Here is a 20,342-nt window from a genome sequence, read left to right on the forward strand (position 1 = left end):
TATCTTTGCACCTTATTTAAAAATATGAGCAAAGTAAAAGTAGCCTTGGTACAGGTGAGCTGCGTTGCCGATAAGCAAAGCAATCTTGCCAAAGCCATCGAAAAAATAAAAGAAGCTGCTGCAAAAGGTGCACAAATAGTATGCTTGCAGGAGTTGTTTACTTCGTTGTACTTCTGTGATGTGGAAGATTACGAAAATTTCAAGCTGGCAGAAGCCATCCCCGGTCCATCTACCGAAGCCATCAGCAAAGTAGCTGCCGAACATAATGTAGTAGTGATCGCCTCTTTATTTGAAAAAAGAACACAGGGCATTTACCATAATACTACTGCAGTGATAGATGCGGACGGAACCTATGTAGGCAAGTATCGTAAAATGCATATTCCTGATGATCCTGCATTTTATGAGAAATTCTATTTTACTCCCGGCGATTTAGGCTACAAAATATTTAAAACAAAGTTTGCAACATTCGGTGTATTGATATGCTGGGATCAATGGTATCCTGAAGCAGCAAGAATTACATCGTTGATGGGCGCCGAAATATTATTCTACCCTACGGCTATTGGTTGGGCAACATCGCAGGATGAAGCAACCAACAACGAACAATACAATGCATGGCAAACCATTCAACGCAGTCATGCTGTTGCCAATGGCGTACACGTAGTAAGTGTAAACCGTGTTGGGTTTGAACAGGATGGAGCAATGAAATTCTGGGGGGGCTCCTTTGTTTCCAATCCTTTTGGAAATTTAATTTACCAGGCATCGCACGATACAGAAGAAACTACTGTTGTTGAAATTGATCTGGCAAAAACAGATAGTTATCGTACGCACTGGCCGTTCATGCGTGACAGAAGGATCGACTCTTACCAACCCATTACCAAACGTTTTATTGACGAAGATTAAAATGACTCCAAATTATTTAGGCTTTCGCTTTCCTGCAGAATTTGAAAAACATGATGCGTGCTGGCTTAGCTGGCCGCATAAAGAAGCATCGTGGCCGGGAAAGATAGAAAAGATATATCCTTATTATTCGCAGTTTGTAAAAGAGCTTACGCAAAGTGAAATTGTTCGCATCAATGTAAATGATGAAGCAATGAAAAGTTTTGCTGTGGGGCATTTACAAAAAACTAACGTTGATCTGGATAAAGTTGAATTTTATTTTCATCCTACCAATGATGCCTGGTGCAGGGATCATGGACCTGCATTTCTCATCAATCCAACAACAAAGCAAAAAGCAATTGTTGACTGGAATTATAATGCGTGGGGCAACAAATATCCTCCATACGATCTGGATGATGTAATTCCTACATTGATCGGCAAGCAATTTAATTTGCAGGTATTCAATCCGGGTATTGTTATGGAAGGAGGTTCGGTAGAGTTCAATGGTAAAGGAACAATACTTACTTCGACCGCCTGTTTATTAAATCCTAATCGCAATCCGCAACTTGATCAACAACAGATAGAAAAATACTTGTGCGATTATTACGGCGCTGAACAAGTACTTTGGATAGATGAGGGCATTGTTGGTGATGATACGGACGGACATATTGATGATACCGTTCGTTTTGTGAATGAAGATACTGTGCTGACTGTTATTGAAGAGAATAAGAACGATGAGAATTACGCATTACTTCAACATAATTTAAAACAATTACAACAACTGCGTTTATTAAACGACAAGCAATTGAATATTGTTGAGTTGCCGATGCCGGATGCTGTTGTTTATGAAGATCAGCGCCTGCCTGCATCTTACGCTAATTTCTATATTGCCAATCATGCCGTGATCGTTCCGGTATTTAATTGTGCTAAAGATGATAAAGCATTGCAGATAATACAGGAATGTTTTCCTACAAGAAAAGTGGTTGGTATCAATTCTGTCGATATCATCTGGGGATTGGGAAGCTTTCATTGCATGAGCCAGCAGGAGCCTTCGGTTTAAGGATTATTAACGATTGTTTTTAATCAGCATCCATTAGTTATTGTTATTTTTATTGCATGATACAAGTGCGAAAAACAATAATTGCTATTCTCTTCATTGCTGTTTCTTCTTCTGCCCGATCTCAGGGGTACAAACAAGTAGATGATTATGTAAAAAAGCTAGGCTCGTTAGATTCCATGAACATGGGAACGATTGCCAATCTGCTCACTAAAAATTTTCCTGATAAAATAAATAAAACAAGAGCCATCTTTGATTGGATCGCTTTTAATATCAGCTATGATTGTAAAGCCGCCCGTAATAGTGATAACAGTAAAACTGGCAGCGAAGAAATATTAAAAACCCGTATGGCTACAGCGTTTGGCTATGCAGCCCTCTTCCAGGATATGTGTAGTGTTGCTGGCATCCGTTGTTTAACGGTGGATGGTTATTCCAAAACTACTACAACAGAAGATGATGAATTGCCGGAAGGTTTTAATCACTCGTGGAATGTGGTTCAATTAGGACAAAGTCCCAGTGAATGGTATTATGTTGATCCAACCTGGGGAAGTGGTTATACGGATAACGATGTAAAGGTTTTTACCAGGTCTTTTAATGATAAATATTTCTTTACAGATAATGCTATTTTCAATGCAACGCATTTTCCTGATAATACAGCGTGGCTATTAGGCGGTGCTCGTGGAGGTCAGAATAAAAAAACCTTTTTTTCAATGCCCGGCATAAAACCACAAGCTATTGAATTTGGAATTACAGGTGTTAAACCGGCACAATCTCATATTAAAGCCAAGGTGGGTAAGCCGGTGCAGTTTAGTATTGATGTAAGCAATAAAGATGCGATCGGTATTGTATCTCTTGCAATGGGCGATGCTAAGAAAAGAAAAACAAAACAGGTAGATTATTCTACTGCGGGCAGCAGCATTGTATTTAGCTATAAGTTCCAGGAGGCAGATGAATTTCCTGTTAGCGTATTGTTCAATGGCAAAGAAGTAATAGTGTTTTGGGTAGTAGTGGAAGAATAGTTTTATTATATGAAATAAAAGAAGAAGGAGACTCATAAAGTCTCCTTCTTCTTTTATAAAACTGAAAGATGTTTTATTTATGTAGTTTAATATTACCTAATGCTACGTTTCCACCTGCCGTTACGTTTACATTAGTGATGGTTGTATCTGAATAACCATTAGAAGAATTGATAAATACAGAATAGCTTCCTGCGGTTAACCCTCTAACCTTAAATTCGCCACCGGGATTAGGTAAAGCATAAGCTGTATCCGTGCTGTTTGATATGGTGATCACAGGAAATGCATCTTTAACCGGGGTAACTCTACCATTGATACTTCCGGTAGTTTTAATAGTGAATACTTTTATGAACGGACTAAGGAAGAACTCATTATTACGTACTACTACAATTGAACGTTGCACATCAAAATCCAACCATAGTCTTACATGTTTTGGCTTAAATTCATCCCATTCATCTCCTCTTAAATTAACCACTATAAAACTTGGTTGATTGGTTGGAAGATTTAATGGATAAGTAACTCCATCTTTTACCAATGAATTATTAGTTCCCAATTCAATTTTGATCTTTACGATCTTTCCATCGGGTAGATTACCGCCGGCTAATAAGGTGTCCGTACCGTTCCTTAAACTTAACAGGTCATAAACGCCGGGTGTAATATTTAATGTATCCCAAACCGGACAATGATCATCAGAACCATTATTGTGATCGTCGTTTCCATGATGATCATCGTCTCCCCAACCCCATCCGTTATCATGTTTACAAGTATCTACTAATACCTGTACCGAGCGAATGTCTATCATTACATTATCAAAAAAGCCCGGGGCATCGGTCATGTAAATAGAAGCATTTTGTGTTCCGGGAGTTAAGCTTTCACTCAAGGAGGCATCTTTTGAGCAGGAAAAAAATATGAGAACGAGGGATAATACAATGGCGAGCAAGCTCGCAACTTTGGCTGTCTTTTTCATATTCTGCATTTTTAAGTTTATAATAGAAAACAGCTAGTTTTGGAAACAAAGAAAAAAGATTCAAATAGTATGCCTTTAATTAATTGCCATTAGTGTCTCTAACATTTTTTTAAGGCAATAGCAACCAGAACGTGTTGTTGAATAATGATACACCGTAAAAAGGGAGTGACACAACAATGTTTAATAGTAGTATTACAGCCAGGTACATAAAAAAGCAAAACCTAATAATTGTTTTGCATAATGTGAAGCAATATTTTTATTTACTATTCTTTAACTTTTTTGAAAGGGAAACAAATAAAAAACCTCAACGGATTGTTGAGGTTTTTACATATTGTGAGATATTTTATGCTCTTTGTTTAGCAGCTTTTGAAGCCGGTTTCTTTTTAGTTTTTTTCAAGGCATCTTTTAACGCTTTGCTTAAACCATCAAAAGTTGGCTTGCCTACATAGCGTTCACCGTTAATAAAGAATGTTGGAACATCTTTTACTCCACGATCCAAGCCTTCACGCAGATCGCCTTGTACCTGCCAGCCATACGTTGCATTCACCAGATCATCCAGGAAATGCTTATTAACAACACCTGCTTCTTTTGAATATAGTTTTAAACTGGTAGTTCCCAAATTGCGGCGATTGGCGAAAAGTATATTGTGCATTTCCCAAAACTTACCTTGTTGCGCTGTAGCTACAGCTGCTTCACCTGCTTTTAAACTGCGTTGATGAATAGTAGTTAATGGAAAATGGCGGAAATTGAAACGGATATCTCCGTCAAAGTCTTCCAGTAATTGTTTTACCACTTCGTTTGCTTTAGCACACGCTTCACTTTCGTATTCGCCAAATTCTTCTAAAGTAACTGTCGCTTTTGGATTGCCCACAAATACATTTCTAGGCTCGATTATCTCTACTGTTTCTTTCTTAAATGCCATAATTGTTCGTTTTAGTTTTATCTGATACTCCCTGAAAAATCAGGGCTATATTGTTTCAATTCAGCATGCATGTTAATGGGAAAAGTACCGTCTTAAAACTCTGTCAGAAGTAATAACAAGTTGCCGAAGGTAATTGTTTTGCCAATACACAACTGTACCGATAATGTAATTTTTTGCTGATTAACTATAAATTAACTGATAATCAACGTTTTATTTTTGAAAAAACTACTTTATTTTACCTTTTCCCGTTGCTTTTTTGGCTCTTTTTCGGTGTGAGCAGCCTCATTTCTGAAAACTACTGTACCGTCAAATACATCCACCAAAACAGGTTTTGTTTTATCGATACTACCGCCCAAAATGCGCTTACTTAATTGATTTACGATCTCTTTTTGGATCAACCTTTTTAAAGGACGGGCACCAAACTGAGGGTCGTAGCCATTTTCTGCCAGGTAATCGAGCGCATATTCGCTGAACTCTAACTGGATGCCATTTTGTGCTACCAGTTTTTTCAAATTATCCAATTGTATGCTGATAATACCTTTTATTTCTTTTCTCATTAAAGGCTGGAATAATATGGTTTCATCGATCCTGTTTAAAAATTCCGGACGAATGGTTTGACGTAATAAGTTTAAAACTTCTGCCTTTGTACTTTCTACGATCTCATCTTTATTTTCATCTGAAACCTTTTCAAAATTATCCTGGATAATAGTGCTGCCAAGGTTGCTTGTCATGATGATGATAGTGTTTTTGAAATTCACAACGCGACCTTTATTATCGGTCAAGCGACCATCGTCCAACACTTGTAACAATACATTAAATACATCCGGATGCGCTTTTTCAATTTCATCCAACAATACTACAGAATAAGGCTTTCTTCTAACCGCTTCGGTCAGTTGTCCACCTTCATCATAACCAACATAGCCGGGAGGTGCACCTACCAAACGACTTACCGAATGTTTTTCCTGGTATTCGCTCATATCGATACGGGTTATCATGCCCTCATCATCAAACAAATAATCAGCCAATGCTTTTGCCAATTCTGTTTTACCAACACCGGTTGTACCTAAGAAAATAAATGAGCCTATCGGTTTTTTAGGATCTTGCAAACCTGCCCTGCTCCTACGTATCGCATCACTTACCGCTTCAATAGCTTCCTCCTGCCCAACTACCCTTTTATGTAATTCATCTTCCAGGTTCAATAATTTTTCGCGTTCGCTTTGCAGCATTTTTGTAACAGGAATGCCGGTTGATTTTGCTACATTTTCAGCAATATCTTCCGCATCTACTTCTTCTTTCAATAAGCGCTTTTCACTTATTTCATCTAATTGCAGCATTTGTTCTGCAATGATCTTTTCCTGTTCCTGCACTTTACCATAACGTATTTCAGCAACTCTTCCATAATCACCTTCTCGTTCTGCTTTTTCGGCATCTAATTTCAATTGCTCCACATTTGCTTTAGCAGATTGAATTTTTTCAACGATCTCTTTTTCCTGTTTCCACTTAGCTTTAAACGTATCTCGTTCAACAGAAAGATTGGATATATCAGTATTCAATTCTTTCAGCTTTACTTCATCATTTTCTCTTTTGATAGCTTCTCTTTCTATTTCCAGTTGACGGATCTGTCTTTCGAGCTTGTCTAGTTCTTCCGGCATAGAATTCATTTCCAATCTTAACCTTGCTGCACTTTCATCAATTAAGTCGATGGCTTTATCCGGTAAAAAACGATCAGTTATATAACGATGTGATAATTCAACCGCAGCAATAATTGCTTCATCTTTTATACGTACGTGGTGGTAGGTTTCATAACGATCTTTTAATCCACGCAAAATGGAAATTGCATCATCAACAGTAGGTTCATCGATCATTACTTTCTGGAAGCGACGTTCTAATGCCTTATCTTTTTCAAAGAATTTTTGATACTCATTTAATGTGGTGGCGCCAATTGCTCTTAATTCACCACGAGCAAGGGCAGGTTTTAAAATATTAGCTGCATCCATAGCTCCATCACCGCCGCCTGCACCCACCAACGTATGTATCTCATCTATAAATAACACTATTTCGCCTTCGCTGGTAGTAACTTCTTTAATAACTGATTTTAAACGTTCTTCAAACTCACCTTTATACTTTGCGCCGGCAATTAACTGCCCCATATCCAATGCATAAATGATCTTTGATTTTAAGTTTTCGGGAACATCGCCATTTACAATACGCATTGCCAAACCTTCGGCAATAGCAGTTTTACCAACGCCGGGTTCACCTACTAAAATGGGGTTGTTTTTTGAACGACGGGAAAGTATGTGCAAGGTCCTACGGATCTCTTCATCACGACCAATAACCGGGTCTAATTTTCCTGTACGTGCCATTTCATTCAGGTTCTTTGCATATTTATTCAATGAATTGAATTGTGTTTCCTGTGTTTGGGAAGATACAGTTGAGCCTTTACGCAGATCTTTTACAGCCGCGATCAAACCCTTTTCTGTTAAACCTGCATCTTTTAATATCTTGGCTGTATTGTCGTTGCCTTGCAGAATAGCCAGCAATAAATGTTCAACGCTTACAAACTCATCATTAAATGTTTTTAATAAAGAGCCTGCTTTTAAAATAACATTGTTGCCATCCCTACTGATAGATTGTGCGGGTTCGCCTGCCTGAACAGGAGGAAGTTTTTGAATACTTTCATCCAATTTGCTTTCAACAAAGTTCACATTCACATTGTTTTTCTTTAATAGAAATTCAATCGGCGAATCTTCGTCGCTCAACAATGCTTTTAGCAAGTGTTCCGTTTCTATATTAGGATTCCGTTGGTTAAACGCCAATTGCTGCGCTTTTGCAATGGTTTCCTGTGCTTTTATTGTGAAATTATTTAGATTCATATATTTAATATTGCTTTTAAGTTTAAACATTCAAAGCAAAGAATAATCCAAACGTTTTTGTTACGCAATTATGTCTTATAATTTTAATATAACCTGTCGCAAATGCAGCCTGATTGTAGTTTTCATGTTATTATTACAGGTTTCTTTTGCCCAATATAATTTTAGCAAAGTTGATGCCTGGCTCGGCCAAAATGTAAAGGAATTAGGTGGCAGAGCTGTTATTGTTGTTTATAAGGATGGAAAGGTTGTGTATGACAATGCAGCTAATAACCTTGGCTGGCGGCAAAAAATGGTAGGCAAATTTTTAGCAAAAAGACAGGGAAGACCGGCAACCGATGAGGCACTTAAATTTTCTGACACCAGTAAAGCTCCGATCGCCAGTTGTAGCAAATGGTTAAGCGCTGCATTGGTAATGAGTTTTGTAGATGAAGGCAAATTGAATTTAGAAGATACGATCGGCAAATATTTACCGGTGATGAATAAATATGGTAAGGGCGGCATTAAAGTAAAATATTGCTTAAGTCATTTAACCGGAATTAAGTCAGGCTCTTTAAAAGAAAGCAGGGATCTGATCAATAATGCAGCTTCGATGGAAGAGGCAATCAACAATATAGCCAGGGCATCAATGGATGGTGAACCGGGAAAAACATTTCATTACAGTAGCGCCGGCCTACAAATTGCAGCAGCGATCATTGAAAAGATCGGTGCCAAAGATTTTAATACTCTATTTAAAGAAAGAATCGCTAAACCTTGCAAAATGTTGAATACTGATTTTGGCGATGGTAAAGTTCCTTTAGCTGCGGGAAGTGCTTTAAGCACTCCATTAGATTATTTGAATTTTTTAGAAATGATCTTGAACAATGGTATCTTTAATGGCAAGCAGGTTTTAAGTAAAGAGTCGATTGCAGCCATGCAAATAAACAGAATTTCACAGGATGTTGTTATTGCATATACTCCCCCGGGAGCTGAAGATTGGGGGTATGGCTATGGGGAATGGACAATGGATGCTACATATAATACGATCTCAAACGCAGTAAGTAGTCCGGGATTATTTGGAAGTTTTCCATGGGTAGATAAACAGAAAAATTATGCTGCTTTTTTGTTTACGGTCAACATCAATTATAAAGGAAGAAAAGAAAAATACACAGAGTTAAAAGGATTGGTAGATGAAGTATTTTCTCAATAACTTAACCATTCTTTACGAAAACGATCTTTTCCCTATCTGCCTTAGAAATTTTATTTAAATAATCCGCCAATACTTTGCCATCACTTGCTGGATATACGCCGGCAACTCTTTCATTCATTCTATAGTAAGTAATCTTTTCTGCTGATACTTTCGCTGAACAACTATATCTTCCAAACTTAGATTCGATCGATACATCTGCAGGTAAAGCTTCAGGAGAATACCCTTTAGGAATGGTGATCTCTACTGTATCAATATCACGATATTCTGTCTTAATAACTATATCGCATGTACGCTTTTCATAGTCAGTAAACTTATTTTCGTAACGCGAAAGAATATTAGGCATTACAAAAAGCCGCTTTCCACTTATTGTAGCATAGCTTCCTGACGTGATCTGAACATTTTCTTCTACAACAGGCATGCTGTTCTTTTCTTCAGAATATTTATACGAAACAAGATCAAAAGAGGGCAGGTTAAATTTTTCTCTTAATTCATCTTTTATCTTTTCTTTTGATAATGCATGGATCATTTCAAATAAAGCATCTTGTTGCAAACAGGCATATTTCGTGTCTGCGTCTAACTGCAAAAAACCTGTACTATCAACTGTTGCTTTTATCTTTCTCAACTGGATGTTATCTCTTTTTTCATAGTCCGGCGTGTGAACCAATTTACTATTTCCACCATCAATTAATAAGGCGCTTCTGTTGCAAGTAAATCCACTTAAATACCCGGCAGGAAGTATTTGGCTTGTACACTCTAGCCAAACGGTATCCGTCTTCATAGGCACACAAGCAATTGCATGGTTAAAAAGATTACAGGGAAAATCATCTATTAACCCTGTTTTGTTTCTACCTGCCAAAATAAGTACATAATCAGCTTTAATTCCTGCTTCTCTCAATAATGAACACATATAATTACTTAACGCTTTACAATCGCCATATCCTTTAGTAGCTACATACGAAGCACTAAACGGTTGCCATCCTCCAATACCTAATTGAATGCCTACATAGCGTGTATTCTTTTGCATGTATTCATAAAGCAATCTTATTTTTTCATGAACATCCTGAATTTTATCCGTTAAAGAATGAACTGTTTGTTTGATCGCATCCGGCAATTCATCCCTGCCCTCGTTTAAAGCTGTAATAAATTCTCCAAATCCCTTCCATGTATTCATATTGCCGTCATAATCTTGCATTTTAAAATCGGAAGGTGCCAAAAAAACCGTTGGAGTTAGCTTATACCAGTCAGGTTGATATTGCTGATCTAAAACAGCAGCAATATTTTCTACAGACCAGTTATATGTTTTAACAGCATTATTTATTGCACTATCAGGAGCTTTATTGTAATTAAACATTCTATAGCGAAGCGTATAAGAAGCTGGACATTGAACCTGCAAAGCGCTTAATTGCACAGCATATTTATCATCCTCTACAGGTTGCCATGCGGGTAGAAAAAAGATATCATCACAATCTGTTTCTGATTCATACTCTATTGTATAAGGATATTGTCTACATTGAAAATTATGATGCTTAACTCTTCCATCTGTAATAATATTTGCTCCTACAGCGCTTATATCTTCCAGGTCATCTTTTTTCATAGAGCGTATCTTTTTCCCATTCGCATCATACAACTTGCCTTCTATATGTTTTACATCCCGGAAGGCATCATAAAACGTAACGAAATCTGCTTGGTGATCTCCGCCCTCATTTAAAATAGTGATAGCATACTTTTGATAAATAGTAGCTTTATCACCAGTATTGATAATAATTTTCAGTTCTTCAACCCTTTTAACAGCATTGGCGTTTTTTAATAATTCGACAGGTATTGCACTAACTGCATACTTATTTTCCTGTGCTGCTATGTGTAAAGACCAACAAATGTTCAGCAATAAAAAACAGGCTATTCTTTTCATCATTATTGTTTCTTCTTAAATACGATTTGCTCACTGCATTTCTTTACTATATAGTCAAAAAAACCTCTCAGGTCTTCATAACTATCCTGCGAGAAAGTGGCTTTAAAAAATTGCAAATGAAACAAAAGGTCAATCTTCTCTGCATCCGCAACAATAAGGTAATCAAAAGTTGCATCCGATTCATTAAAAGTTACCTTACTTGATTTCGGAAGTTCATCTACTACATATCCATCGGGTATTTCTATGCTAAGTGAATACTTATCATCAATTAAATAAGGCATTTCCACAGGATATTTTCTTTCTGCCGATTTAAGCGGATTTTCCTTGTATTCGTTTCGCATTATCGGAGAAAAATAAATAATGTTGTCAGCCGTTGTTCCTTCAGCAGTAACATTACATTTCATTGTTAACGGCTTTTCACAGTCGTCTTTATCTTCAAACTTTATTTTTGAAATAGAACATTCATCTGTATTTGAAGCAGTAAGCCCTTTTTCAACATCCTCCATTCCTTTTGTTGCAATTTTTTCTCTTAGTTCATTTGATTCATCAAAATTCAAATTATATAGAATATTACCACTCCACTTACCCGGAGTGCTATCTTTAAATAATATCACGCCTGTGAGCTTATTCTCTTTTAATATATCTGAGGAAAAAAACACAGGTTTTGCTTCGTTATCTATTATTCGTGCATGCCCATTATAGCAATAAGACGGAAGTTCATTAAATCCTAAATAATGTTGAGATGCATCTAAGTAATAAGTACTAGAATCTAAAGTAACCTGGCACACCACATAATTAAATTTATCAATGATAGGATAATAAGGACTAGTGTAACCATGACTTTTTGTACTTAATATAACCGGCGTTGCCTGAATGTTTTCATGACGAAGCATGGTTACCAATAACATATTTATATCGGCAATTGAACCGCTTTTATTTTTAAAAACATCTTTCAGGTTTTTATCTAATAATATTCCTTTTATATCTGTTGATTTAATATTATTACGCACATAATAATATATCTTCTTTGTCTTATCCAAACCAGTTGTTGCACCAGATAAAATATTGGCTGACTCGTCATTTAGCCATCCATTGTTCCTGTTAAGCCGATCTCCAAAATCTTCCCGTTTTAATAATTCTTCTGAGGCTTTGGTCCAGGTGCCCATTATACTTTCGTAAGGCCGATTAGGAAGTTTTATTCCAGCCAATTGAAATTCGATCTTTGCGATATGATTTTTAATAGAACTTGTATAAGCTTCTTCTTTTAATGCAGGCACGTTTTTCATTACCCAACGTTTTTGAGAAGTATTAGGAGATAATGTAAGATTTTCTGCTCTTCCCGATTGCCCATCCGGATGAATGGTAATATTATAAACAGCAGAACCGGATTCTTCTGTTTTTATGCTGAATGGTTCATACCCCTGAAATAAAGTGACATAATCAAAATATTCAGGAATGTTTACTGAATATTCACTCCACACTACCGGGTAATTATCCTGAAAGGCCCACGGTTGCAGATCAAACAAAAAGTCCGAATGAACTACATAACTATATTCTATAATTGAACCTTCTTTTACAGAAGGAAGCGTAAATTTTTTAATAAGCCTTTTCTGATCATATTGGTCAGAAAAAATAGCATCGCTTTTCATTTTTGTTTCTTTTACCTCTCCATCTTCTATATTATAAGTAGATGCTTTTACATTTGATAATATTTCTTCTCCACCACTATTTTTATATAAATACACGGACACATCAGCCAAATCAAATCCGTTCTTATTAATAATTTTGATTCGTTTTTGGTGTTTAAACACAAGACTAAACCAGCCTGCTGAATTACCTTCAAAATCGCTATAGCCAACATCAGAAACTATTACAGCTCCTGCAGATGTATCTACATTATACTTGCTAACATCAAAATCATCTTTTGTTACGTGTCCGAATTTTACAGGTGTTTTTTCTTGTTGTGCCAGGGACAACAAACAGCTAAACAATAACAGAGATAGCACGGATAAAGATTTGCTGAACATATTAAGTAGATTTGGGATTATTTGGCGAAAGATATTCCATTTTTTAATATGATTCTTTTGGACAGAACAAATTTTATTAAACTCAAATCTAAAGACTTAGGTTTTGATTATTGTGGCATTGCAAAAGCTGTGCAATTAGAAGAAGATGCCCGCCGATTAGAACAATGGTTGAAGAAAGATATGCATGGTTCCATGCATTATATGGAGAACTATTTTGACCTACGTATAGACCCCTCTAAATTGGTACCTGGTGCAAAATCAGTTATTACTTTATTGCTAAATTATTTTCCTGATCAACAACAAAATGAAGATGTTCCTAAAATTGCCAAGTATGCTTATGGTAAGGATTATCATGAAGTAATAAAAGAAAAACTAAATGCATTAATAACGCTTATAAAAGAAAACATTGGAGACATAAACGGAAGAGGCTTTGTAGATTCTGCCCCGGTATTGGAAAGAACATGGGCATTAAAAAGCGGATTGGGCTGGATCGGTAAAAATGGAAATCTCATTAATAAGCACCAAGGTTCTTTCTTTTTTATAGCTACGCTGATAACTGATCTTGAATTAAATTATGACAACGCATATGTAAAGGATTATTGCGGAAGCTGTACACGTTGTATTGACTCCTGCCCTACAGATGCCATTTTACCAAACAAAGTAATTGATGGAAGCAAATGTATTTCTTACTTCACCATTGAACTAAAAGAAATGCTGATTCCGGAAAACATGCAAAACAAGTTTGATGGCTGGATGTTTGGTTGTGATACCTGCCAGGATGTTTGCCCCTGGAATCGTTTTTCAAAACCTACTAAAGAAATCAGCTTTAACCCCATTCCAGAGATATTAGATTTTACTAAAAATGATTGGGAGGAATTAAGCGAAGAAAGTTTTAAAAAAATATTTGCTCATTCTCCATTGAAACGAAGTAAATGGAAAGGAATTAAAAGAAATCTTCAGTTCATAAATAATTATTGAATTTTTATTCCTTTATTTTTTACCGATCTGTGTTTGTACCCGGACTCCTATAAAGCTATAGTGACTATTTGCATACATACCTGTTTTAGCTACTGTTGACAAACCATAATAAAAATCCGGACCAAGCTGTAGTGCTATTTTTTTACCATAGATCAGATCAAACAAATAAGCTGCAGTTATACCAACTCCCGTGTTATTAAGCAAAGAGTTGTCGGGATAATATAATCCGTTGCCTCCATTCCTTGCCGGATCAAACTGAAGAGTGTTTGTTGCAACCAGTTTCGATAAACTAATACCTGCTATAGCATGCATTGATAACTTATCATTGTTCCCCACACGAAACTGAAATTCAATTGGAATATCGATAAACTGATACGAATTGCGATATGTTTTGTTGCTTCCAGTTTTATAAACGGTAAAACCGGCACTATCTTCACTATTGCCGGTTTTCATTGTAGTTGTATATAATTTATACGTTACTCCTGTAACTATGCTCCATTTTTTTGAAAGAGCATACGTAGCAGAAATACCCAATTTTCCTGCCAATGAAGAGCTAATACGAGAGAAATAGACCGAATTACTATATTGAGGCCCAGTAGGCGTTACAGATCCGCCTGAAGTTAATGGAGGTGCCACATCGTAATAACTATTATTGTTTCCAAAATATCCTTTTCCTGTTGCAGCTATTCCTGCTGCCGCCTGAACAGCAAAACTCCATTTGCTTTTTTTCTTTTTAGTAGATGCCGAGTCACCTTTAGAAACAATCACATTTTTATTTATTTCCTTCTTTTCTGTTTTAGCCAATAAGCTATCATTGATTTTTATAGGGTCATTATTTATTTTACCTTCTATATTAATTATTGAATCAAAAGTTGCTGCTCCGTTTTGTTCTTCTTCACCCTTTACCATTTCATCTGTATCGACATTTGATACAGTGGTTGTAATTTTTTGCTTAGTAGTTTTTTTTCGCTTTACAGTAATGCCTGTGGGTTGTGTATTGATTTTACTACTAATGAATGAAATGGCTTTTATCCTTTTTCGTTTATCGGTTACTAATATATTTTCTGTTAACCCAATACTTTTTTCATTCTCAACAACTTTATTTTCGTTTGCACTTTCTTTTAAACCATTTTGCTTTGATGGAATTGATTGATGTTGATTAATTGAGACAATCCTATTAGTCTTATCAGCTTTTGATGTCCACCAATAAACTCCCCCCGAAAGAAGCAATAGCCCCAATAACAAAAACCAGAACCCGACCCTGCGCCTTTTGTCCTGCCTGATCTCCAGCTCTACCTTTTGCCATACTTCTGCAGAAGGATGCAATTGCAACTCTTCTATCTTTTTCTGCACTTGCTTTTCAAAATTATTTTCCTGCATAGCTTTCTCTTTTTGAAACCGAAGAATGTTTTTCTATCCATGAGATCAACAATGCTCTTGCTCTTGAATATTGTGATCGGGAAGTGCCTTCATTAATTCCTAACATCTCCGCTATTTCTATATGCGAATAACCTTCTATCGCATATAAATTGAAAATGGTTTGAAATCCTGTGGGTAATTGCCTTACTAAATCAGCTAATTGCTTAGCATCCAATTTAACGGTTGGGTTTTCATCAGAAACCGGGTGCAATACCTCGTTTGTAAAGGACAATTCGTTTTGATATTTTTTATTGCGCTTTAAATAGTTGAGCGCAGTTGTTACCATTATTCTTCTGATCCATGCGCCCAATTCACCTTCTGAGCGATATTGATGCAAGTTTTTAAACACTTTTACAAATCCCTCTTGTAAAATATCTTCCGAATCTTTAGTGGATTTTGTATACCGGTAACAAACCACAAACATAGCAGGAGCAAAATGCTCGTACAGCTGACGCTGAGCATCCGATTTCTGCTTTAAACATTGTTTTACCAGTAAGTTATAATCCATGATCTACGGATTTGACAATAGCATATGTTGAATCGTTGCACAACAAATTAAAAATTACAACGCAGAAATTAAAATGATTATGATACAAATAGTGTTGGTATTGCGCTTGTTACATAAAACCTGGTCTTGTTGGTTCAAAAAACAATGATATAAGTCAAATATTTGTAGGCAAAATACGACACAACTCAACTATCAATACTACAAATAACCTTTTTAGAGGAATATATCTTTGTCTTACAATAATGCAACAGACGAGTAAAAGAATCAAAATAAAAAATAGAAACAGCCGGTAAACGATTTTAATATCCAATATCAAAAACCAAAATCGTTACAATATCCAGAAAAGCCCGTTTTTAATCCGTACAACACCTATCAAAACATCCGGCTGTTTCTACTTTTTAAAACCGAAATCCAGTACTCTTTTGAAAACATGTAATCCGTGAAAAACTTGTTTTTGATCTGTGCCTTGAGAACTTAATATCCAAATCCTGTTGAAGATGTTTAAAATTCAGTTTTAAACAATTTTGTACCTTTTGAAAAACAATGTTTCGTTCGAAAAATCCTCTTTAATCCGTACCTGAGTACGTTAAAATCCAAACCTGTTGAAACCTTGTAAAATTCAATGTCAAAACACTCATCAACCTCTCAAAATTTTTTATGTATCCTGTGATCAGTGTAAAAACATTTTGATATGATTAGTTGGTCTCGGTAATCTTTTTTAAATTATTTAAAGACTCTTCGTAACCGGGGCCAATTATTCTGTCAATAAAAATGCCGCGAAATTTATCCCAGGGGAACCAGCTGAGTTTAACTAAGGTCTTCCATTCAACCTGTGTTTGATTTGTATTTATTGGAGTAATGCTTATTTCATTGAAAATATCTTTTTCATTTTTTGATTGCAACAAAAATTGTATTGCCGAAGGCATATTAGATAGCATTTGTATGTGCAATTGCCTGCCTTCAGAATTTATATCGCAAAAAGGGTTTTTATTTAAAGAGTCTGAATAGGTAATAGCAGACCCACTGTCTGCAAACAGCGGTTGCCAGTTTTTCCAATTTCTTAGATCTGCTACTTGTGGGTAAATTTTATAAGCGGAACTATTAATTACAACAGCCCTTGAAATTTTTATTTGAGATGGCAGCAAAAGAGACATTAATGTAATAACGATTGTCAGTCCAGTTAATCCAATTAAAAAGGGCTTTATAAATCTCATAAATTTTATTGAAAAATAGGTTTGGAATGCAGCAATTTCTTTCTTTACCGGAATCAATATTTTATTATTCCCAACGGAATACTTTAATAGCAATTGCGTATACTATGATGCCCCAAATAGCAAGAACTCCTATTTCTTTGCCACAACTTGTAATATGTGCTCCTTCAAAAGAAATCTTACGTAGGCTGTCATTCAAAGCTGTTAATGGCAATATTTTTATCAACCATTGAATATTATTAGGCAAAGCAGCTTTTGAAAAAAAAGTGCCTGATAAAAAATATTGGGGAATCATGAATAAGTTTGAATATATGGGAATTACATTCTGGTTTTTTGCAACACTGCTGATGATAAATCCAACACCCATAAAAACCAATACTGCCAAAGTACTTACAACCAGCATATTCAGGAATGTTTCTATCCCATTCGCTAATGTAAAATGATAGAAAAAAGTTCCGAATAGTATTAAAATAACTACTGTAAACAATTGAAATATTATTCGGGACAAAGTTTCTCCCAAAATTATATTACGCTTGCGGATAGGAGATGCATATAATCGTTTTAATACAAGAGTTTCTCTTAAACTATAAAACAAAAAAGCTACTCCAAAAACTGCAGAGCCTATCAAGGAAAAGCCGATCATACCCGGCAAATAAAAATCAATTAATTTATACTCTCTTCCCTGTATAATATCAGGCTTTGATATTGTTGCAATAGAAGGTGAAGTAACACCTGCACCTTTATTAATTTTTTCTATGGTGTTTTCTAAAATAGCTTGTAAGCCGGGCAATTCCCGTTGGTTAGCAGATGATGATCTCAATTGGATATTATACTTATCTGTAAAGTCGCGTTCAAATTCCTTATCACTGGTTTTTGGAAGTTTTACAATATTGATAAGTGCAGTGATCTTTCCTTTTTGCATCAGATCCACCAAAGAATCTTCACTTCCTGAATGAAAGTATAAAAAGGGAGAATGTTTTATTGCTTCATATACAGCATTGCTTGTATCTGCTTTTTTATCAATTGCAACATCCATACTTATGCCCCCACCTCCATTACTGATAGCACCAAAGATCACTATCAATACAATTGGAAAAAACATAGAGAAAAAAACAGATTGTGGGCTTCTGAAAATAGCTCTTAAACTTGCTTTTGCTATGGCCAACAAGGCTTTGAACTGACTATATTGCTGCATTATTGTGTAGGAAAGTTTCAGCAAAACTATTAAGAAAAAAAGTGGGAGAAAAATTTAAGAATTACAGACATTTGTCGTAAATTCGGTGACAAATGGCAGGAAATGAAAAAAGGTATTAAATCTAAAAAAACAGCGGCATACAAGCATGCCGATGAAATCATTTCAAAGGTAGAAGAACCCGTTGCATTTTATAAAACATTAAAGGTAGTTTCACCGGTTACCAAAGACTTTACTTACAACGAATTTAAAAAAATCGCCGATAAAACACCGCTTACACAAGCAGAATGGGCATCGGTACTGCACATTAGCGAACGCACTTTACAGCGCTATGCAAAAAATAACGGCGTGTTTGCACCTATTAATGCTGAGAGGGCTGTGCAAATTGCCGAAGTTTTAAAACAGGGCAAAGTTACTTTTGGGAGCATTGATAAATTCTATAGCTGGTTAAAGCAAAATCCATTTATGTTAGAAGGAAACCTATCTTTCGATTCATTAAAATCTTCTGAAGGCATTAACAGAATTCTTACGCAATTAGGAAGAATCCAACACGGCATATTTGCATGATCACTTATCGCATTACCAATTCGCTGTACAATAACGACATTTCGGGAAACGGTGCTAAGATCAATGGAGGACGTTGGAATTCAAAAGGTATTCCTTTATTATATACGTCACAATATATTTCACTAACATTGCTTGAAATGCTGGTGCATTCAAACTTTTCTAATTACACCAAATCGTTTGGGTTGGATCTGCTGTATATCTTTATTCCGGACAATTCTCTTGTTCGGGAAATAAATGCAGAAAAACTAAAGAAAGATTGGATTGAAGATGTAGAGTACACCCGCTTTATTGGCGATGAATTCATAAAAGCAAAAGAAAATCTTATTTTAAAAGTTCCTTCGGTGGTAGTAACAGAAGAATATAATTTTCTTTTAAACCCTTTACACACTGATTTTAAGAAAATAAAAATCAATAAAACAAATCCTTTTAAACCTGATCAACGACTTTTTCATTTTTAATGAACAGAATATATCTACTTCTTGGAAGCAACATAGGCAATAGCCAACAACAACTGTTAAAAGCAATCAAGCTGATCGAAAAAAATATTGGCAATGTTATTCGTCAGTCAAAATTGTATCAAACAGCGGCCTGGGGAAATAATGATCAACCTGATTTTTTAAACCAGGTTATTATAGTTGCAACAAAACAAGCTCCTGAAAAATTAATACAAACTATTTTAGCAATTGAAGAAAAAATGGGCAGGGTACGCACTATAAAAAATGCACCCAGGATAATTGATATTGATATTCTTTTCTTCGATAAAGACATAATTCAGCAAAAAGACCTGATCGTTCCTCACCCTGAAATTCAAAACCGACGTTTTGTTTTAACTCCCTTAAATGAACTTTCACCTAATTTCAAACATCCTGTCATTAAAAAAAATATCCACCAATTACTCAGCATTTGTAAGGACAAGCTGGATGTGAAAAAATTTTAATTGGGCTTACTATCCTTTAAAAGTATTTTGCGCTATACAAATCTGCTACTTATACATTGAAGTATAATTTTATTACCATAGAAGGAAATATTGGCGCCGGCAAAACCACGCTGGCACACATGCTTAGTAAACATTTTAATGCACGATTGATATTAGAGCAATTTGCAGACAATCCTTTTCTACCTAAATTTTACGAAAACCCGCAACAGTATGCTTTTCCACTGGAATTATTTTTTATGGCTGAACGCTATAAACAATTAAAAGAATTGCTGCAAACAAAAGACATGTTCCAAAACATTACTGTTTCAGATTATCTTTTTACCAAGTGTTTATTGTTTGCCAAGGTTAATTTACCGGATGAAGAATTTCGTTTGTATCAAAAACTGTTTGATATCATTAACCCGCAGATCGTTCAACCCGACATATTGATTTATTTGCATGCGCCTGTTAACAGGCTGCAACAAAATATTAAAAGTCGTAATCGAACATACGAGCAGGCAATCAGTAACAGTTATTTATTTAATCTACAGGAAACATACACTCAGTACATCAAACAGCATAATATAAAAACGCTATTTATTGATTCATCCAATGCTGATTTCTTAGGCGATTCCGGTCATCTGCAAATTGTGATTGACGCTTTAGATAAAGAGTACAGCGATGGGCAACATTACATTACACTTCCTTGACGTGAAAC

Annotated in this window: 18 protein-coding genes; 9 read left to right on the forward strand and 9 right to left on the reverse strand. The window is 35.7% G+C overall.

Annotated features, from left to right (window positions below; genetic code table 11):
• Positions 1 to 24: 24 nt before the first annotated feature.
• The 3 genes from K9M53_RS12610 to K9M53_RS12620 are packed head-to-tail and all read left to right on the forward strand — an operon-like array spanning position 25 to position 2,952.
• Complete coding sequence (locus tag K9M53_RS12610) at positions 25 to 900, forward strand: carbon-nitrogen hydrolase (protein ID WP_224015411.1); 876 nt, start codon at positions 25 to 27, stop codon at positions 898 to 900.
• Position 901: 1 nt separating this feature from the next.
• Complete coding sequence (locus tag K9M53_RS12615) at positions 902 to 1,936, forward strand: agmatine deiminase family protein (protein ID WP_224015413.1); 1,035 nt, start codon at positions 902 to 904, stop codon at positions 1,934 to 1,936.
• A gap of 56 nt (positions 1,937 to 1,992) precedes the next feature.
• Complete coding sequence (locus K9M53_RS12620; protein ID WP_224015415.1) at positions 1,993 to 2,952, forward strand: transglutaminase domain-containing protein; 960 nt, start codon at positions 1,993 to 1,995, stop codon at positions 2,950 to 2,952.
• Positions 2,953 to 3,025: 73 nt separating this feature from the next.
• Here the strand turns inward: K9M53_RS12620 and K9M53_RS12625 are convergent, their stop codons facing one another.
• The 3 genes from K9M53_RS12625 to clpB all read right to left on the reverse strand — a co-directional run bounded on the left by K9M53_RS12625 (position 3,026) and on the right by clpB (position 7,711).
• Positions 3,026 to 3,916 (reverse strand): DUF4382 domain-containing protein, encoded by an 891-nt coding sequence (locus K9M53_RS12625; RefSeq protein ID WP_224015416.1) that lies wholly within the window; start codon positions 3,914 to 3,916, stop codon positions 3,026 to 3,028.
• A gap of 343 nt (positions 3,917 to 4,259) precedes the next feature.
• Positions 4,260 to 4,838 carry a DsbA family protein gene (locus tag K9M53_RS12630; RefSeq protein ID WP_224015418.1) on the reverse strand — a complete coding sequence of 193 codons (579 nt, stop codon included), beginning with the start codon at positions 4,836 to 4,838 and terminating at the stop codon, positions 4,260 to 4,262.
• Between the two features lie 230 nt (positions 4,839 to 5,068).
• On the reverse strand, positions 5,069 to 7,711 hold the full coding sequence (gene clpB / locus K9M53_RS12635) for an ATP-dependent chaperone ClpB (protein WP_224015420.1): 2,643 nt from the start codon (positions 7,709 to 7,711) through the stop codon (positions 5,069 to 5,071).
• Positions 7,712 to 7,781: 70 nt separating this feature from the next.
• Between clpB and K9M53_RS12640 the strand changes: the two genes are divergently transcribed.
• Positions 7,782 to 8,897, forward strand: coding sequence for a serine hydrolase domain-containing protein (locus K9M53_RS12640; RefSeq protein ID WP_224015422.1), 1,116 nt, complete (start codon positions 7,782 to 7,784; stop codon positions 8,895 to 8,897).
• A gap of 1 nt (position 8,898) precedes the next feature.
• On the opposite strand, the gene K9M53_RS12645 is transcribed toward K9M53_RS12640, so the two are convergent.
• Both K9M53_RS12645 and K9M53_RS12650 read right to left on the reverse strand, forming a co-directional pair.
• On the reverse strand, positions 8,899 to 10,809 hold the full coding sequence (locus K9M53_RS12645; protein WP_224015423.1) for a DUF3857 domain-containing protein: 1,911 nt from the start codon (positions 10,807 to 10,809) through the stop codon (positions 8,899 to 8,901).
• The gene (locus K9M53_RS12650) at positions 10,809 to 12,833 is read right to left on the reverse strand and encodes a DUF3857 domain-containing protein (RefSeq protein WP_224015424.1); all 2,025 of its coding nucleotides are present in this window, start codon (positions 12,831 to 12,833) and stop codon (positions 10,809 to 10,811) included. Before K9M53_RS12650 ends, K9M53_RS12645 begins: the two co-directional genes overlap by 1 nt.
• 57 nt (positions 12,834 to 12,890) lie before the next feature.
• On the opposite strand from K9M53_RS12650, the gene queG reads away from it, so the two are divergent.
• A complete protein-coding gene (gene queG, locus K9M53_RS12655) occupies positions 12,891 to 13,811 on the forward strand; it encodes a tRNA epoxyqueuosine(34) reductase QueG (protein ID WP_390686758.1) in 921 nt (306 codons plus the stop codon).
• 12 nt (positions 13,812 to 13,823) lie between these two features.
• Here queG and K9M53_RS12660 read toward each other — a convergent pair whose 3' ends face one another.
• The 4 genes from K9M53_RS12660 to K9M53_RS12675 form a co-directional block, all read right to left on the reverse strand.
• Complete coding sequence (locus K9M53_RS12660) at positions 13,824 to 15,191, reverse strand: outer membrane beta-barrel protein (RefSeq protein ID WP_224015426.1); 1,368 nt, start codon at positions 15,189 to 15,191, stop codon at positions 13,824 to 13,826.
• Positions 15,178 to 15,738: an RNA polymerase sigma factor gene (locus K9M53_RS12665; RefSeq protein ID WP_224015427.1), complete on the reverse strand. Its 561-nt coding sequence runs from the start codon at positions 15,736 to 15,738 to the stop codon at positions 15,178 to 15,180. Before K9M53_RS12665 ends, K9M53_RS12660 begins: the two co-directional genes overlap by 14 nt.
• 695 nt (positions 15,739 to 16,433) lie before the next feature.
• Positions 16,434 to 16,952 (reverse strand): SRPBCC family protein, encoded by a 519-nt coding sequence (locus tag K9M53_RS12670; protein WP_224015428.1) that lies wholly within the window; start codon positions 16,950 to 16,952, stop codon positions 16,434 to 16,436.
• 64 nt (positions 16,953 to 17,016) lie between these two features.
• Entirely contained in the window at positions 17,017 to 18,144 is a 1,128-nt protein-coding gene (locus tag K9M53_RS12675) for an ABC transporter permease (RefSeq protein ID WP_224015429.1), read from the reverse strand.
• Between the two features lie 102 nt (positions 18,145 to 18,246).
• Here K9M53_RS12675 and parS point away from each other — a divergent pair, with 102 nt between their 5' ends.
• From parS to K9M53_RS12695, 4 genes are read left to right on the forward strand one after another with little or no spacing between them, the layout of a single operon-like run.
• Positions 18,247 to 18,708: a type II RES/Xre toxin-antitoxin system antitoxin gene (gene parS, locus K9M53_RS12680; RefSeq protein WP_224015431.1), complete on the forward strand. Its 462-nt coding sequence runs from the start codon at positions 18,247 to 18,249 to the stop codon at positions 18,706 to 18,708.
• Complete coding sequence (locus K9M53_RS12685) at positions 18,705 to 19,166, forward strand: RES family NAD+ phosphorylase (RefSeq protein WP_224015432.1); 462 nt, start codon at positions 18,705 to 18,707, stop codon at positions 19,164 to 19,166. Before parS ends, K9M53_RS12685 begins: the two co-directional genes overlap by 4 nt.
• On the forward strand, positions 19,166 to 19,645 hold the full coding sequence (gene folK / locus K9M53_RS12690) for a 2-amino-4-hydroxy-6-hydroxymethyldihydropteridine diphosphokinase (RefSeq protein WP_224015435.1): 480 nt from the start codon (positions 19,166 to 19,168) through the stop codon (positions 19,643 to 19,645). Before K9M53_RS12685 ends, folK begins: the two co-directional genes overlap by 1 nt.
• A 56-nt stretch (positions 19,646 to 19,701) precedes the next feature.
• A complete protein-coding gene (locus tag K9M53_RS12695; RefSeq protein WP_224015437.1) occupies positions 19,702 to 20,334 on the forward strand; it encodes a deoxynucleoside kinase in 633 nt (210 codons plus the stop codon).
• Positions 20,335 to 20,342 lie beyond the last annotated feature (8 nt).

The organism is Ferruginibacter albus, assembly GCF_020042285.1.
Classification (GTDB): Bacteria; Bacteroidota; Bacteroidia; order Chitinophagales; family Chitinophagaceae; genus Ferruginibacter; species Ferruginibacter albus.

Bases quoted from the DNA above. Each gene is read 5' to 3' on its own strand.
- K9M53_RS12660 (WP_224015426.1), bottom strand. From the start codon at position 15,191: ATGCAGGAAAATAATTTTGAAAAGCAAGTGCAGAAAAAGATAGAAGAG.
- K9M53_RS12665 (WP_224015427.1), bottom strand. From the start codon at position 15,738: ATGGATTATAACTTACTGGTAAAACAATGTTTAAAGCAGAAATCGGAT.
- K9M53_RS12610 (WP_224015411.1), top strand. From the start codon at position 25: ATGAGCAAAGTAAAAGTAGCCTTGGTACAGGTGAGCTGCGTTGCCGAT.
- K9M53_RS12615 (WP_224015413.1), top strand. From the start codon at position 902: ATGACTCCAAATTATTTAGGCTTTCGCTTTCCTGCAGAATTTGAAAAA.
- K9M53_RS12620 (WP_224015415.1), top strand. From the start codon at position 1,993: ATGATACAAGTGCGAAAAACAATAATTGCTATTCTCTTCATTGCTGTT.
- K9M53_RS12670 (WP_224015428.1), bottom strand. From the start codon at position 16,952: ATGAGATTTATAAAGCCCTTTTTAATTGGATTAACTGGACTGACAATC.
- K9M53_RS12685 (WP_224015432.1), top strand. From the start codon at position 18,705: ATGATCACTTATCGCATTACCAATTCGCTGTACAATAACGACATTTCG.
- parS (WP_224015431.1), top strand. From the start codon at position 18,247: ATGAAAAAAGGTATTAAATCTAAAAAAACAGCGGCATACAAGCATGCC.
- folK (WP_224015435.1), top strand. From the start codon at position 19,166: ATGAACAGAATATATCTACTTCTTGGAAGCAACATAGGCAATAGCCAA.
- K9M53_RS12645 (WP_224015423.1), bottom strand. From the start codon at position 10,809: ATGATGAAAAGAATAGCCTGTTTTTTATTGCTGAACATTTGTTGGTCT.
- clpB (WP_224015420.1), bottom strand. From the start codon at position 7,711: ATGAATCTAAATAATTTCACAATAAAAGCACAGGAAACCATTGCAAAA.
- K9M53_RS12640 (WP_224015422.1), top strand. From the start codon at position 7,782: ATGTCTTATAATTTTAATATAACCTGTCGCAAATGCAGCCTGATTGTA.
- K9M53_RS12625 (WP_224015416.1), bottom strand. From the start codon at position 3,916: ATGAAAAAGACAGCCAAAGTTGCGAGCTTGCTCGCCATTGTATTATCC.
- K9M53_RS12650 (WP_224015424.1), bottom strand. From the start codon at position 12,833: ATGTTCAGCAAATCTTTATCCGTGCTATCTCTGTTATTGTTTAGCTGT.
- K9M53_RS12675 (WP_224015429.1), bottom strand. From the start codon at position 18,144: ATGCAGCAATATAGTCAGTTCAAAGCCTTGTTGGCCATAGCAAAAGCA.
- K9M53_RS12630 (WP_224015418.1), bottom strand. From the start codon at position 4,838: ATGGCATTTAAGAAAGAAACAGTAGAGATAATCGAGCCTAGAAATGTA.